14 protein-coding genes and 1 pseudogene are annotated in these 14,509 nt (G+C 41.0%); 2 read left to right on the forward strand and 13 right to left on the reverse strand.

Annotation, left to right across the window (positions count from 1 at the left end):
* Window positions 1-7: 7 nt before the first annotated feature.
* Together AC5EUN_RS05360 and AC5EUN_RS05365 are read left to right on the forward strand one after the other, a co-directional pair.
* A complete protein-coding gene (locus AC5EUN_RS05360) occupies window positions 8-742 on the forward strand; it encodes a proteasome-type protease (protein ID WP_004696423.1) in 735 nt (244 codons plus the stop codon).
* Window positions 743-789: 47 nt separating this feature from the next.
* Window positions 790-1,215, forward strand: a complete 426-nt coding sequence (locus AC5EUN_RS05365; RefSeq protein ID WP_010327040.1) for a BLUF domain-containing protein — start codon at window positions 790-792, stop codon at window positions 1,213-1,215.
* A gap of 32 nt (window positions 1,216-1,247) precedes the next feature.
* Here AC5EUN_RS05365 and alr read toward each other — a convergent pair whose 3' ends face one another.
* The 13 genes and pseudogenes from alr to AC5EUN_RS05430 form a co-directional block, all read right to left on the reverse strand.
* Window positions 1,248-2,318: an alanine racemase gene (alr, locus tag AC5EUN_RS05370; protein ID WP_010327039.1), complete on the reverse strand. Its 1,071-nt coding sequence runs from the start codon at window positions 2,316-2,318 to the stop codon at window positions 1,248-1,250.
* A gap of 47 nt (window positions 2,319-2,365) precedes the next feature.
* Entirely contained in the window at window positions 2,366-3,811 is a 1,446-nt protein-coding gene (dnaB, locus tag AC5EUN_RS05375) for a replicative DNA helicase (protein WP_004696432.1), read from the reverse strand.
* A 273-nt stretch (window positions 3,812-4,084) separates the two neighbouring features.
* A complete protein-coding gene (rplI, locus tag AC5EUN_RS05380; RefSeq protein ID WP_004696433.1) occupies window positions 4,085-4,531 on the reverse strand; it encodes a 50S ribosomal protein L9 in 447 nt (148 codons plus the stop codon).
* Window positions 4,532-4,540: 9 nt separating this feature from the next.
* Window positions 4,541-4,768 carry a 30S ribosomal protein S18 gene (gene rpsR, locus AC5EUN_RS05385; protein ID WP_004278792.1) on the reverse strand — a complete coding sequence of 76 codons (228 nt, stop codon included), beginning with the start codon at window positions 4,766-4,768 and terminating at the stop codon, window positions 4,541-4,543.
* A gap of 11 nt (window positions 4,769-4,779) precedes the next feature.
* Window positions 4,780-5,166 carry a 30S ribosomal protein S6 gene (gene rpsF, locus AC5EUN_RS05390; protein ID WP_004696436.1) on the reverse strand — a complete coding sequence of 129 codons (387 nt, stop codon included), beginning with the start codon at window positions 5,164-5,166 and terminating at the stop codon, window positions 4,780-4,782.
* A gap of 143 nt (window positions 5,167-5,309) precedes the next feature.
* Window positions 5,310-6,065: a DUF3142 domain-containing protein gene (locus AC5EUN_RS05395; protein WP_029575054.1), complete on the reverse strand. Its 756-nt coding sequence runs from the start codon at window positions 6,063-6,065 to the stop codon at window positions 5,310-5,312.
* Between the two features lie 6 nt (window positions 6,066-6,071).
* A pseudogene (locus AC5EUN_RS05400) lies at window positions 6,072-8,186 on the reverse strand (PA5441 family protein).
* Window positions 8,187-8,291: 105 nt separating this feature from the next.
* Window positions 8,292-9,170, reverse strand: coding sequence for a heme o synthase (cyoE, locus tag AC5EUN_RS05405; protein ID WP_004982036.1), 879 nt, complete (start codon window positions 9,168-9,170; stop codon window positions 8,292-8,294).
* A gap of 10 nt (window positions 9,171-9,180) precedes the next feature.
* Window positions 9,181-9,510: a cytochrome o ubiquinol oxidase subunit IV gene (locus AC5EUN_RS05410; RefSeq protein WP_026056475.1), complete on the reverse strand. Its 330-nt coding sequence runs from the start codon at window positions 9,508-9,510 to the stop codon at window positions 9,181-9,183.
* On the reverse strand, window positions 9,507-10,127 hold the full coding sequence (gene cyoC, locus AC5EUN_RS05415; protein WP_004696446.1) for a cytochrome o ubiquinol oxidase subunit III: 621 nt from the start codon (window positions 10,125-10,127) through the stop codon (window positions 9,507-9,509). Before cyoC ends, AC5EUN_RS05410 begins: the two co-directional genes overlap by 4 nt.
* Window positions 10,128-10,131: 4 nt before the next feature.
* A complete protein-coding gene (cyoB, locus tag AC5EUN_RS05420) occupies window positions 10,132-12,120 on the reverse strand; it encodes a cytochrome o ubiquinol oxidase subunit I (RefSeq protein ID WP_004982033.1) in 1,989 nt (662 codons plus the stop codon).
* Window positions 12,121-12,123: 3 nt separating this feature from the next.
* Complete coding sequence (cyoA, locus tag AC5EUN_RS05425) at window positions 12,124-13,197, reverse strand: ubiquinol oxidase subunit II (RefSeq protein WP_004696450.1); 1,074 nt, start codon at window positions 13,195-13,197, stop codon at window positions 12,124-12,126.
* A gap of 300 nt (window positions 13,198-13,497) precedes the next feature.
* Window positions 13,498-14,265 carry an RDD family protein gene (locus AC5EUN_RS05430; RefSeq protein ID WP_010327034.1) on the reverse strand — a complete coding sequence of 256 codons (768 nt, stop codon included), beginning with the start codon at window positions 14,263-14,265 and terminating at the stop codon, window positions 13,498-13,500.
* Window positions 14,266-14,509 lie beyond the last annotated feature (244 nt).

Raw genomic sequence — 14,509 nt, forward strand, 5'->3', positions numbered from 1 at the left:
ATGTTCTATGACCTATTGTTGTGCACTTCGTCTGCAAGATGGTTTGGTTTTTATAAGTGATACACGTACGAACGCAGGTGTAGACCATATATCCGTGTTTAGGAAACTGTATACCTTCGGTGTGGAGGGTGAACGCTTTATTGCGATTCAAACCTCAGGAAATTTAGCAACGACCCAAGCGGTGATTGGACATTTAAAAAATCATCTGGAGTTAAGCCAAGAACCGAATTTATATAGTGTCAATACCATGTTCGAAGCGGCTGAGTTGGTTGGACATACTTTGAAAAAAGTCTTGGCGGATATGGCGCCGGACACGCAGGAACAGAGTAATTACTACTGTAGCTTATTGGTCGGTGGACAAATTAAAGGGGCAGAAATGCAACTTTATAATATTTATCCGCAGGGGAATTTTATTTGTGCGACCAAAGATACGCCGTATTTTCAAATTGGTGAAAGTAAATATGGCAAGCCGATTCTAGATCGTGCATTACGGTATGACATGCCCTTAGACGAAGCGGTGAAGTGTAGTTTGATTTCTTTTGACTCAACTTTACGTTCCAATGTTTCTGTAGGTTTGCCTTTAGATGCTTTGGTGTATACAAGAGATAGTTTACATATTCCAGTGGGTAAGCGGATTGATGAAGAGGATCCGTATTTTTCAAGCATTAGCAAGCAATGGTCAGATACCTTAAGAAAAGGATTGCAAGAATTGGCAAAGCCGACGGATGACTATTTAGTATAAACGTGCTAAATGCTAAAAATAATGAAATCAATAAATTGGGGAAGTCTATGCAGCAAATTTGCTATGCAAGTACTTCAACTTTGGATCATGTACAGCTTCTTCAAGATGTTCGAGACATTTTAAAGGAAGCACGTGATTTTAATGCATTGCATAATATTTCAGGCATTCTTTATTATGCAGATCAGCATTATTTCCAGTGCTTAGAAGGGGGTGAAGAGGTTTTAGAATTATTAATGTCGAAATTATTGAAAGACCCTAGACATAAAGATATCAAAGTCTTTGAGGTGAAAACGATTAACGCGGCACATTTTAGAGCTTGGGGGATGAAGTATGTGCAACGTATGAGTAGCGTACATACCAAAATGCGTGAAATGGGTTTTGCAACATTTGAACCGCAGATCATGAGTCAACAACAAATTGATCAACTATTGCAAGACCTTTATGATGCCCAGTCTGATGAGAGTCTAGGTTGAAAAAAGCCCAAGTATAACTTGGGCTTTTTTGTTTAAATTTGCTTACGTGTAGGGCGATTGCTTAACCGACAAAGTAGCTCATAACCAATAGTTCCATTGGCTTCCGCAACATCGTCAACTAAGCGGTTTTTACCCCAGAGTTCAACCTTTGTACCGAGTTTGGCGTTTAAACCCGTCACATCGATCGCAATCATGTCCATTGCTACTCGGCCCACAACAGCTGCAGCCTGACCATTTATAGCAACATGGTTTTGTTTTGGAAATGCACGTGGGTAGCCATCTCCATAACCAATCGCAACAATCGCCAATTCAGTTTCTTGGTTCGCGACAAAATGCGAACCATAACCCACACCTTCACCTGCTTGAATGGTATTTAATGCAATAATTTCCGCCGTGAAGGTCATAACGGGCTTTAAGTCTAAGTCATGTGCATTTTTATCGGCAAAAGGGGATGCACCGTACAGCATGATACCGGGGCGGACAAAATCAAAATTAAGTTCTGGCCATTTAAATATAGCAGCTGAGTTACAACATGAGGCTAGGATGGGTGAACAGGCTTCTTTGATGTGTAGGAATTGCGCACGTTGCTGCTCATTGAGTGGGTGATCCGCATCGGCGTTGGCAAAGTGCATTGCTAGGACACATGTAAAGCCTTCTGCTTTCAATGTGTTGATGACAGCAATGATTTCAGCAATTTTAAAGCCTAAACGGTTCATACCGCTGTTGAGTTTGACCCACACTTTGAGCTTTTGTGCGATATATGCGGTTTTATGTGCGATCAACCAATCGACTTGCTGTTGCTGATGAATCACGCACTCGATATTTTGCTCAATGACGGTTTGCATTTCATCTGCTGAGAAAACACCTTCAATCAGGGTAATAGGCTGTTTAAAGCCGAGTGCACGAATCTCTAATGCTTCTTCTAAACAGGCGACGCCAAAGGCATCGGTTTCACTTAAGGCTGCTAAACAGTCTTTGACTCCGTGTCCATAAGCATTGGCTTTGACCATGCTGACGATTTTCGCGTTTGGGGCAAGTTGTTTGACACGGTTTAAATTATATTGCAGCGCTTGGCTATCAATATAAACTGTTGCTTGACGCACCCTAATTACTCCTACAGGGTCATGGAAGGGCGACGATGAGTTTTTAATTATTCCTCATCATCGTACTGAGCATAAAACTCAGGGGATAAGTTACTAAAGCGGGTATATTGGCCTTCAAAAGCAAGTCGAACGGTACCAATAGGGCCGTTACGTTGTTTACCAATAATAATTTCGGCAGTGCCTGCTTCTTTGGATTCTTTGTTATAGACTTCATCACGGTAAATAAACATGATCAAGTCGGCGTCCTGCTCGATTGCACCAGATTCACGTAAGTCTGACATCACGGGACGCTTGTTGGGACGGTTCTCGAGGGAACGGTTAAGCTGCGATAGTGCAATCACAGGACACATCATTTCTTTGGCAAGAGCTTTTAAGCTTCGTGAAATTTCCGAAATCTCACCGACACGGTTATCACCCATGCCTGGTACTTTCATTAGCTGTAAGTAATCGACCATGATGCAGCCGAGTTTACCATCGTGCTGTTTGGCAATACGACGTGCGCGAGCACGAACTTCTGTAGGTGGAAGAGCAGAGGAGTCGTCGATATAGAGCTTTTTCTCTTGCAGTTGCAAAATGGTGCCGGTCACTTTTGACCATTCATCACCATCGAGTTTACCTGAACGTAAATGTCCCTGATGGACTTTCCCGTAAGATGAAATTAAACGCATGGCGATGGAGTCGGCTGGCATCTCCATGGAGTAAACCAAGGCAGGTAAGTCATTATTAAACAGCACGCTTTCCACTAAATTCATGGCAAAAGTGGTTTTACCCATCGATGGACGCGCTGCAACAATAATCAAATCACCTGCTTGCATGCCCGAGGTTTTATTGTCGAGTTCAAGAAAGCCTGTAGTTAAGCCTGTAATGCTGCCTTCCATTTGCGACAGCTCATTAAGCTTATCAAATACATCAGCTACAACTGTATTGATGGCTTTAGGCCCTTGAGCTTTGGCATTGTTATTGTGTTGTTCAGCCAAAGAGAAAATATTAGTTTCGGCCAAATCTAAAATTTCACTGACGTTACGACCTTTGGTGTCATAGGCATTTTGTAAAATTTCAGAACTAACCTTGATCATGCTGCGCAAAGTCGAAAATTCTTTGATCTTGGTGGCATAAGTTTCCATGTTATAGAAACTAGACGGGGAGTCTGCCATCAATTGCATCAGGTACTCTTCACCACCAACTGCATCGAGTAGGTTTTGTGTAGTGAGCCAGTCATGCACTAAAACCGCATCATAGGGTGAGCTGTCTTTGGAGAGTTGTGCAATCGCGCGAAAAATATATTTATGGCGCGTCGCATAAAAGTCATTTTCAGTGAGTACATCGCCAACTTGTTCAAAGGATTCAGCAACCGTCATTAAAGCGGCAAGTACGGCTTGTTCCAATGCTAAGTTATGCGGAGGTGTACGGAATTCTTTCAGTTGCCCTGACTCATTCGGTTTATTGTCTTGTTTCGATGAGCTCTTTTGAGCAGTGGCATTCGCCTGTGACATATAACGCCCTGATTTTTAATACAGTAAGAGGGATAACTTAAGATAAATTTCACTGTAAATTTGGGAAAAAATACAGTCATTTAACTCTATGCACTTTATCAAAAAATGCAGCTGCTGTGTGCTGAATTCAAGGCTTATGGATAAAACCCATAATATTCAAATTTGGCATTTTGTGGGGCAGACTGATGAAGTTTTAAGCTGAGCAATGAAACTACTTTTTCATAGAGATAAAAAAAAGAGCATGCAAAAGCATGCTCTTTTTTTTGCAAGAAATTACTCAGATACGATAGTAACGAGAACTTCAGCAACAACATCATGGTGCAATTGGATTGCGATGTTGAATTCGCCAGTGTGACGAAGTGCACCGTTCGGTAAACGAACTTCTGCACGGTCAACTTCAAGACCAGCATTTGTTAACGCGTCAGCGATATCACGAGTACCGATAGAACCGAATAGTTTACCTTCGTCACCAGCTTTCGCAGTGATTACGATGTTAACTTCGTCTAATTGGCTAGCACGTGCTTGAGCAGCAGCTAAAACATCAGCTTCAGCTTTCTCAAGTTCAGCGCGACGAGCTTCAAAAGCAGCAGTGTTAGCTTCAGTAGCAGCTACTGCTTGACCTTGAGGGATAAGGTAGTTGCGGCCGTAACCAGCTTTAACTGAAACTTTATCGCCTAATTTACCAAGGTTTTTAATGCGTTGTAATAAGATAATATCCACAGCTCAACCTCACTTATGATTGTCAGTGTAAGGGATCAAAGACAAGTAGCGAGCTTGTTTAATAGCAAGCGCTAATTGACGTTGGTAACGAGCTTTAGTACCTGTAATACGGCTAGGAACAATCTTGCCGTTTTCAGTGATGTACTGTTTTAAAGTGTCGATATCTTTGTAGTCGATGTACGTAACGTTCTCAGCTGTAAAGCGGCAGAACTTGCGACGACGGTAAAAACGTGCCATTGATGTTCTCCTTATGCTTCAGCAGAGTCTTGAGCTTGTTGTGCTTCTTCACGTTGAGCTTTACGCGCACGTTTTTCTTCAGCACTCTTAGCCAATAGTGACTCTTCAGTGATAGCGTTCTCACGACGGATGATAAGGCTACGAATAATTGCATCGTTGTAACGGAACAATTCTTCTAACTCATCAAGAGTAGTTTGACCACACTCAACATTCATAAGAATGTAGTGAGCTTTGTGGATCTTGTTGATTGGGTAAGCCAATTGACGACGGCCCCAGTCTTCAAGACGGTGAATTTGACCTTCAGCTTCTTTGATGTGAGTTAGGTAGCGTTCTACCATACCAACGACTTGATCGCTTTGATCAGGGTGTACTAAAAGTACGATTTCGTAATGACGCATTGTCAGCTCCTTACGGTTTAAACAGCCCCTAACAAAAAGTTGTTAGAAGCAAGGAGTCACAACCTAGGTTGTGTCGCATTAGATGCGAAGGGGGAATTTTAGAGACTTTGCTCGCCAAATTCAAGAACTTCTCTTAAAAAGCCCTAATTATTTTGAGGTTTTGAGCGTAAAAGGAAGACAACATAGCCTTTAAAGTTCGTATCATTTTCAAGCTTTGGCGGTCTATGCCACTCACCGTATTGAACGATGCCAATTTTATAAGGCAGTTTCAGTGCTGAAACTTTTTTTAGATAAGCTGCATAGTTGGGTATGGTGGTTGAACCTTGATAAGTTTGAATGACCAACTCGTCGATGGTGTTATTCAGGAGGTTTAAAGTCTCCTGATTTGTGACATTGGTCCAGTCCATTAAGCCCGTGATACTGAGTTGATAGTGTTGAGGCAATTGTTTTCTTAATTGACTTAAAAATAGGGCATATTGGTGAATGTGTTTGGTTTTGGCATCGAAATCAATTTGTATGCCTTGAATATGATTCCCTGCATTTTCCCATTGCTGAACGCGTTTTAGAATGTGTGTAAGCTCTTGGCCATTCCAGTTTAAATGATAATTACGAAAAACCAGCCACACCTTTTGCTGAGGAATCGTTAAAACGCTTACACCTTGCGGTATGAGCTTAGAGTGATGTGTTTGGGAATCTAAACGGATCTCACCTTGTAAAACATAAATTTCTTTAGCCGCATTTAGATAAGGGGCAGATGAAATATTGCCCCAAATCCAAAATGCATCATAGTCTTCGGCATTTACCCGACTAGATGTTGAAGCTGACTGACTCGGCTGACAAGATATGATGCTCAGCATACAGATCAGCGTCATAACAACGGAAAAAATCTGCTTCAACATATAGTCTTACCAGTAATACTTTAAAGATTGTGCCCAAGAGGTACTTGGATAGTCGCGTTTAATGTGGTCGAACCATTGTTTCCGGGTGGATTTTTCAACTTCTGCATCCTGACAGTCATTCATCCCGCTTGGTGAATAACACATGATTGAGCGATAAAGAGCATATGCTTTTAAATCTGGTACAGAACTGGATTTGATGATGTCTTTATACACTTGGCCACGGGTAAAAATTGCACCTTGGAAGCTAGCAGTTTCTTTTTCTAAAGTGGTGACATAGCTTATGTTATAACCTTGAGGCGAGCGCGCATATTAACCCAAACAAAGTCGGAGTTTTGAATCTTGAGGTGAATTTTCAAGTTTCTGAGTCAGACTGAATAAGTCAGGGCATTGAATCTGTGACGTAATTTGCGTTCCTGCCCAAATGAAATCACTAAGGGGCGGTTGATTTTTATAGTTTTGATATGTTTCTGAGTCATATTTATACTTTGCGGCATCTTGTGGTAGCAGTACAAAGGCTTGATTAAACAGTTTAAAGTTCTGATGTACCAATGACTTTTGCAAAGTTTTATATAAAGCTAAATTTTTTTGATCTGTACTTGATGCTTTGCTCTGTACAATTTGCATTAAGCTTTTTTCATTGGCTTGATTTTCAATAAAGCTTTTTTGCAATGAAGCTTGTTTGATTTTAGCATTTGAACCGATGAATAGGTTTGCACTTTGCTGCTGAGCATAATGTGGATACAGCATCAGCTCAAATAAGCCACGCTGTTCAATGGATTTTGATTGACTCAGCCAGCCTTCCCAATACTGCTGCGCATTTTGAGTTTGTCTCAGTTTTTCTAAAATACGCCCTTTTAACAATATTTGACTGAGTTGAAGGTAACTATTAATTGAATTAGAGGAATGTTCTGGCAAATATTTTAAAGCTTCAGTTGGTTTGTTCTGTACAAAGAATAAGTGATTGGCTTGTAGGTATTGGAACAGTTCTGGCTGACTCTTAAATAGTGTTTTTTGGTTGTTGAGTTCAGACCAACTTAAGACTTTATCTTCTGCCGATGTTACCTGACGCATTTGCATTAAACCTGAAATGGTCAGAAAGAAGGGATCTTTTAGATTTTTTGCATTGAATGAGCGGCTTTGAAAAACATGGCGATCCATTTCGAAGGCTAGATTATCGAGCTCTAAATTATAGTATTTGGAATCAGGATGATTGATTTGCCATGCGAGTTCGTTGGTCAGGAGTTCGGTATTTCCACTCAGCCAATAACAACGACGTAGTAAACCGCGTGCACTTGCAGCATATTTTCCCTCAGGAAAGCGTTTGAAGTAGGTAGTAATATGCTCATAGGTGTTTTTGAGTAAAGTCTGATCTACTTTATCTATTTTTAAGTCGCCATATTTACCTACACCCGACTGATAGCTTTCATTGAGGCTGCTACGAATCAACATATATTGTGATGTTTCTTTGATCCAAGGCTGATCAACCGTAGTTAATACTGAGTAAATTTTAGTAGCTATGGAAAAGTTACTATTATAAAAGGCAATGGTTGCATTTAAATAAGACGCATACTGACGTGCTTGTATAGACCAGTTCGGATTGACTTGGATGAGGGCAAGATCACGGTCGCAGGCCGAGATATTTTGTCTTTCTTGAATTAGTAAATCTTTTTCCGCTTTGCTGAGATTTTTGTCGGCTTTCACCTGCTGGGTAAATTGATCCGCACCATTGTCTAGGCTACTACAATGTTCTTGGTAAGGCGTCTTTTCATTGTTCGGTTTTAATCGGGCATTCGGTCGTTTATTGGTTACGCCTTCAAACAATGTTTTAGCCGCAAATGGTACGTTGCTATATTCAGTTTCCCAAAGCGGATTATTTGGCTGATTAAAATTCAATTTGGCCAAACCCATGTCGCTCAGAAGTAAGAGCATATTGGTTTGATTGTCATTGGCGGGTGTGAGTGCAGGCAAATTGTCACAGGCTGTATAGGCATTGGTTTGAATGTTGGTCGATGGGTAGCAAGAAACATCGAAACCAGAAAAACTGTGCGTGCTATAAGCAAGAGTGATAGGGAACAGACTAATAAAAATAGATTTTTTAAAAAATTGTGATGGCATTTTCATTGCAGAGCATGAGTTATTATTGTGTCTGCTATGGTAACAACTTAAAGACTAGACTTAAATATTGAATAAGTTGAAATAAAAAAGATAGAGAGAACTCTATCTTTTTTAAAACAGCGGCAAATGTGGAGCAGGTGAGACATAGCTAAAACTAAAACTAAAACTTAATGCAGTAATTAAAATCACTGAATATAAGAAATAGCGTTTTGCCCAAACCTGATCATTTTCAGCTTTAAAACCAATGATTGATAAATATACCCAATAAGCACAGAGTGCGTTAAAGGTGATAAGAAAAAACATATTGGTATAGCCAAAACAATACAAACCATTTAACACCGCAGCAAACAGCAAGACATAAATCAAGCTTTCAACTTTCGTGCGGAAAATTGAACGTGCTACAGGTAAAATTGGAATGCCTGCATTTTTATAGTCATCAAAGCGGTATACCGCAATTCCCCATGAATGAGGCATTTGCCAAAGTGCATATGCTAAGAAAAGCAACAATGCGGCAACATCAAATTCATTGGTCACAGCTGTATAGCCGATCACTGGTGGACTAGCACCAGAAATACTTCCAATCACGGTTTGGTGAATGGATGTGCGTTTGCTCCATAGACTATAAAAAATCACATAAACCACAAAACCAAGTACAGCAAAGCCAAAGGCATAAGCATTAACAAAGAACCAGAGTAGGGCGAAACCTAATATTCCAAGCGCAGCAGAAAATGCCAAAGCTACGGAAGGACTGATGGTTTTTTTAACTAATGCACGGTTCATCGTCCGTTCCATCTTTTGATCAATATCTTGATCAATGACGTTATTGACGACACAGCCAGAAGCAACAACCAGTGTTGTACCGAGTAGAGTGATGAGAAGAAGGAGGAAATCTACAGACCCCTGAGCGGCTAAAAAGAAGCCGCCCAGAGTGGTAACGAAGTTACCAAAGAGAATTCCTGGTTTAGTCAGGAATAAATACTTTTTCAACATGACGATCAGTTTAGATCATCATGTTGTAGTGTAAGTAGTTCATAATCCATACAGAGCCGACTAGAAGTACAGCAATACAAAGTACTGTATAGATAAATGCAATCACGTTCCAACGTTGCTCTGAAGATGAGTTCATGTGCAAGAAGTAAACTAATTGAACTAGAACCTGAGCAACCGCTGTAATTGCGATAACTGCCATAACAATACCGCGACCAAAACCACCAGCCATTACCATACCGAATGGAATTACGGTCAGGATAACTGAAAGGATAAAGCCGATCGTGTATTGCTTGGTGTTACCGTGTGAAGCACCAGCTGAGTTATGATCGTGACTCATTATAGAACTCCCATCAAGTAAACTACGCTGAATACACAGATCCAAACGATGTCAAGGAAGTGCCAGAACAAGCTTAGGCAAGCAAGACGACGAGTGTTTGGAAGAGTCAAACCATTTTTCTTGATCTGAATCATCAAAATGATCATCCATACCAAACCTGAAGTTACGTGAATACCGTGCGTACCTACTAAAGTAAAGAACGACGATAAAAACGCACTTACGCTTGGACCGTGGCCAGCATGAACTAAGTGATTAAACTCATATAGTTCCATGCCGATGAATGAAGCACCGAATAACCAAGTGATCGCTAACCAAGTTAAAACTTGGTTGACGTTCTTTTTGTATGCAGCAAGAACCGCAAAACCAAAAGTTACAGAAGAGATCAAGAGAGCGAAAGTTTCAGTTAAAACGAAACCTAAAGACTCACCGAATAATTCTTTTGCACTTGGTGTGCCCATAGGCACATGGCTACTTAAAACAGCGAATGCAATGAAGAGTGTACCGAATAGAATCAAGTCACTCATCAAATAAGTCCAAAAACCAAAGACGGTGATGTCAGTATCATCGTGGTGATGATGCTCATCGTGTCCGTGGTTTTCGTGATGAAGTACGTCAGCCATTGTCTTAGTCCTTCTTCAAATGTTTTTCAAGAATCGCGTAACGTTCATTTTCAATACGCTCAACTTCAGCAGCAGGAACATAGTAGTCCACTTTCTTCGTAAACGAAGATGCGATGAAGCTGATAATAGCAGCGATGAACATCACAACAACTAACCACCAGATATGCCAGATTAAACCAAAGCCCATAACAGTAATGAACATGGCAATCACAACACCAGCAGCACGATTCGTTGGCATATGAATGTCTTCGTATGAAGTAGGTTTCGCATACGCTACGCCATTCTCTTTGTCATTCCAGAACGTATCAATACCATTGATTGTTGGAAGGTGAGCAAAGTTGTAGAACGGAGCAGGAGACGAAGTCGCCCATTCAAGTGTACGACCATCCCATGGATCGCCTGTAAGGTCGAGGTTGTCGTTGCGTTGTAAGTAACCAACAACAATCTGCATAACGAAACATGCAATACCAATCGCGACTAACACAGAACCGAAGAATGCAATAGCAATGTACGGATCCCATTCAGGGTTGTCATATGTATTCAAACGACGAGTCATACCCATGAAACCAAGGATATAAAGTGGCATGAATGCAAAGTAGAAACCGAAGAACCAGAACCAGAACGCAGCTTTACCCCATGCTTCATTGAGCTTCCAACCAAACATTTTCGGCCAGTAGAAAATGATGCCGGCAAACATACCAAACACCACACCACCGATAATTACGTTATGGAAGTGAGCAATCAAGAACAATGAGTTGTGTACAAGGAAGTCCGCAGGTGGAACCGCCATTAATACACCAGTTAAACCGCCAATACCGAATGTTACAAGGAAGCCAAGCGTCCATAACATAGGAGTAGTGAAGGTGATACGACCCTTATACATTGTGAATAACCAAGAGAAGATTTTCACACCAGTAGGAATCGCAATAACCATGGTCATGATACCGAAGAACGCATTCACGTTCGCACCAGCACCCATGGTGAAGAAGTGGTGAAGCCATACTACGAACGCAAGTACTGTGATCGCAATTGTTGCATACACCATTGATTTGTAACCGAACAACGTTTTACGAGAGAACGTTGATACAACTTCAGAGTAAATACCAAATGCTGGTAATACTAAGATGTAAACTTCTGGGTGACCCCATGTCCAAATCAAGTTTACATACAACATTGGGCTACCACCCATGTCATTTGTAAAGAAGTGGAAACCGAAGTAACGGTCAAGCGTTAACATCGCAATTGTTGCTGTTAACACTGGGAATGACGCAATGATCAATACAGCTGTACACAAAGATGTCCAAGTAAAGATCGGCATGTCCATAAGTGACATACCAGGCGCGCGCATTTTAATGATGGTAACGAAGAAGTTAACACCCGTTAATAGCGTACCTAAACCTGAAATCTGAAGTGCCCAGATATAGTAATCCACCCCCACGCCTGGAGAGTATTCGATACCTGAAAGAGGAGGATAAGCCATCCAACCTGTTGCAGCGAATTCACCAATTGCAAGAGATGCCATCATTAAGCCTGCAGCACCAGCAAATAACCAGAAGCTTAGAGAGTTTAATAATGGGAAGGCAACATCACGTGCACCAATTTGAAGTGGTACAGAGATGTTCATTAAGCCAACAACTAGACCCATTGCTACGAAGAAGATCATGATTACACCGTGTGCGGTGAAGATCTGATCGTAGTGTTCTGGGTGTAAATAACCTTCACCGCCACCTTTTGCAAGGAACAGTTGAAGACGCATCATAATCGCATCGGCGAAACCACGCAAAAGCATGATGATCGATACGAAAAGATACATGATACCAATTTTTTTATGGTCGACTGATGTGAACCATTCGTTCCACAAGTAGCCCCATTTTTTAAAGTAGGTAATACCAGCAACAACTGCGATACCACCTAAGATCATCATTGCAACTGTGACCAGTACAATTGGATCGTGCGGAATAACGTCCGGACCTAACTTACCTAAGAAGCTCATGTCTTATTCCCCTACAACTGATGAAGCAGGTTCAACAGCGGCATGTGCTTCAGATGAAGCAGCCCCGTGAGCACCCGCAGTCGCTGAGTGATCAGCACCGTGATAGTTGCTCATATATTTGCTGATGACTGACTTAAACAAGCCTTCCTCTACAGAAGAGTAGTAAGTCACAGGGTGTGGCTTAGTTGGATAAGGCTTCATTGCCTCAGCAGCAGCCTTCTCTTCAGGAGTTTTTGCTTTTGAAATCAAAACTTCAATTTGGTGTTTACCACGGTTACCGTCACGTAAAGACTCAAATTCAGCTTGATCTAAAATTGTTTTTTGTACAGCTTTAGGATTAATGCTTGTACCGTTACCTGCTTTAACTGCAGCAACCCATTCAGCGAATTGAGCGTCAGTTACAGAGTGAGCACGGAAGCGCATTTGCGAGAAGCCGTAGCCTGAATAGTTCGAAGAGAAACCGCGGTAGCCTTCAGCTGGGCTAGTTCCATCTGCTAACAAATTCAAGTGCGTTTGCATACCTGCCATTGCATAAATTTGACCACCTAACGCAGGGATGAAGAACGAGTTCATCGTGAAGTTAGAGGTAATTTTAAGTGCAACTGGAGTTTTTTCAGGGAAACGAATTTCGTTAACCGTCGCAATGTTAAGATCAGGGTAAATGAAGATCCATTTAAACTGTTCTGCAATGACTTGAATATTTACAGGTGCTTTATCAGATTCGAGCGGGCGGTAAGGGTCATACTTGTGTGAACCCCACCAAGTTAACCAAGCCAGAATACCAATAATAATGACAGGAATACCCCAAACTACAATTTCAATTGCAGTAGAGTGTGCCCATGTAGGTTTATAGTCTGCATCTTTATTCGACGCGCGATATTTCCAACCAAACCATAATGCCATTACGACTGATGGAATAACCACCAATAGCATTAAATAGATCGCAGTCATCATTAAGTCAGATTGACCTTGTGCAACTGGACCTTTTGAGTTTAGAAGTACCATATCACCACCACACCCAGTTAAGAGCGCGGCGATCGCAGATAAAGACAATACAGCTAAAATCGTTTGTCTCATTTTACAACCTCGGTGAAGAGTCCCATTCCCTAATAAAATTGGGATAGCGATTAAAGTGTCGCATGGTTGAAAAGTTTCTTTTTAAGTCTAAAACACTTCTCAATCATAAGACACCGCTACGTTGTAGGGCATTATGCCTCATATCGACAAACTAAGCTATACGTAAAGGTGCTTTAAATAACTGTTATAAAAACCGATTTTTTCACTCGGAATTTTATAAATTATTTAGGGATTTATTTTGAATATCAATAAACTGCAGAAAACTGAGGTGAGCCAAACCTCAGCTTAAATATGCTCAAATTAGTGCTTAATGACCTTAGTTTTCGCCAGCTTATCGTGCAAAGTTTGACGCTTTGCAGTTAAACCAAAGACGTGATCGGCGATGGTAATAAACGGCATGAACAGCATATTGAGTACAATAAAGACAACACTGCGTAATGTGAATACACGTAAAAGGCTGACTTTTTCGTTGGTTTCAACGTCTACAATTTTAATTTTGGTGATTTTTTTACCAATACTTTGACCATTTTTTGCTAAGAAAAAGGCCTGTATACCGAGCATAATCAGCAGGTAAATGCCCATGGTGGTCCATGCTTCAGTTGGAATCAAACTGAACAGTTGTGCTTGCAGTTCACTGGCCTGTGTTGCTGTGGTGGCAGCTTGCATTTTTTGCTGAATTTCAGTGAGTTCACCAAATTTATCTGCTTGTAAAAAGAACGAGGGAATCGCAGCGGCAGGGAGCCAAAGAAGTAAATCAATGACTTTGGCTAAGACACGTGTGCCTATTGATGCCAGTTCAGGTTGAGCAACTTTCGCCGCTGTGTGGTTTGGCTGTGAAAATTGATTTGGCGTATGTATTGGCTCAGGAATAGGGGGCTGAGGTAGATAACCTACAGGTTCATACGCCAGTTTTCCTTGGGTGAGTTCACCTAAAGCTTTCCATTCAGGCATACCCTGATGCCAAACTAAATCCGTCAATAAAACTTGTTGGCTTGCGAGCATCTGATTCAATTGCTCTAAGGTATATGGACCGGCTTGTTGATTATTTCGTGCCAAGTAAATCTGCATATAAACTTAATCTCAAAATATAAATTGGGATATTAAAATAATAAATGTATTTGTTTTTAGATTAAAAACAAATAAAAAATCTATGATAAAACATGCGGATAGTCTAGAGAATTTCAAGCTAAAATTAACCAAAACTACACAAAATGCAGGACAGTGTAGCAAGGATTATGCTGCTTCTTCTAGCTTTATCGCAATGCGATCTCTTCTCAATCAAGATGTTGGTGCATGAATGCCAGACTTAGTC

The sequence above is a fragment of the Acinetobacter sp. CAU_H_S170_2 genome (assembly GCF_058890445.1).

Excerpts from the sequence above, each read along its gene's own strand:
- rpsR (WP_004278792.1), bottom strand. The coding sequence starts at position 4,768 with ATGGCACGTTTTTACCGTCGTCGCAAGTTCTGCCGCTTTACAGCTGAG.
- AC5EUN_RS05365 (WP_010327040.1), top strand. The coding sequence starts at position 790 with ATGCAGCAAATTTGCTATGCAAGTACTTCAACTTTGGATCATGTACAG.
- AC5EUN_RS05430 (WP_010327034.1), bottom strand. The coding sequence starts at position 14,265 with ATGCAGATTTACTTGGCACGAAATAATCAACAAGCCGGTCCATATACC.
- AC5EUN_RS05395 (WP_029575054.1), bottom strand. The coding sequence starts at position 6,065 with ATGTTGAAGCAGATTTTTTCCGTTGTTATGACGCTGATCTGTATGCTG.
- cyoE (WP_004982036.1), bottom strand. The coding sequence starts at position 9,170 with ATGTTGAAAAAGTATTTATTCCTGACTAAACCAGGAATTCTCTTTGGT.
- dnaB (WP_004696432.1), bottom strand. The coding sequence starts at position 3,811 with ATGTCACAGGCGAATGCCACTGCTCAAAAGAGCTCATCGAAACAAGAC.
- rpsF (WP_004696436.1), bottom strand. The coding sequence starts at position 5,166 with ATGCGTCATTACGAAATCGTACTTTTAGTACACCCTGATCAAAGCGAT.
- cyoA (WP_004696450.1), bottom strand. The coding sequence starts at position 13,197 with ATGAGACAAACGATTTTAGCTGTATTGTCTTTATCTGCGATCGCCGCG.
- cyoC (WP_004696446.1), bottom strand. The coding sequence starts at position 10,127 with ATGGCTGACGTACTTCATCACGAAAACCACGGACACGATGAGCATCAT.
- AC5EUN_RS05360 (WP_004696423.1), top strand. The coding sequence starts at position 8 with ATGACCTATTGTTGTGCACTTCGTCTGCAAGATGGTTTGGTTTTTATA.
- cyoB (WP_004982033.1), bottom strand. The coding sequence starts at position 12,120 with ATGAGCTTCTTAGGTAAGTTAGGTCCGGACGTTATTCCGCACGATCCA.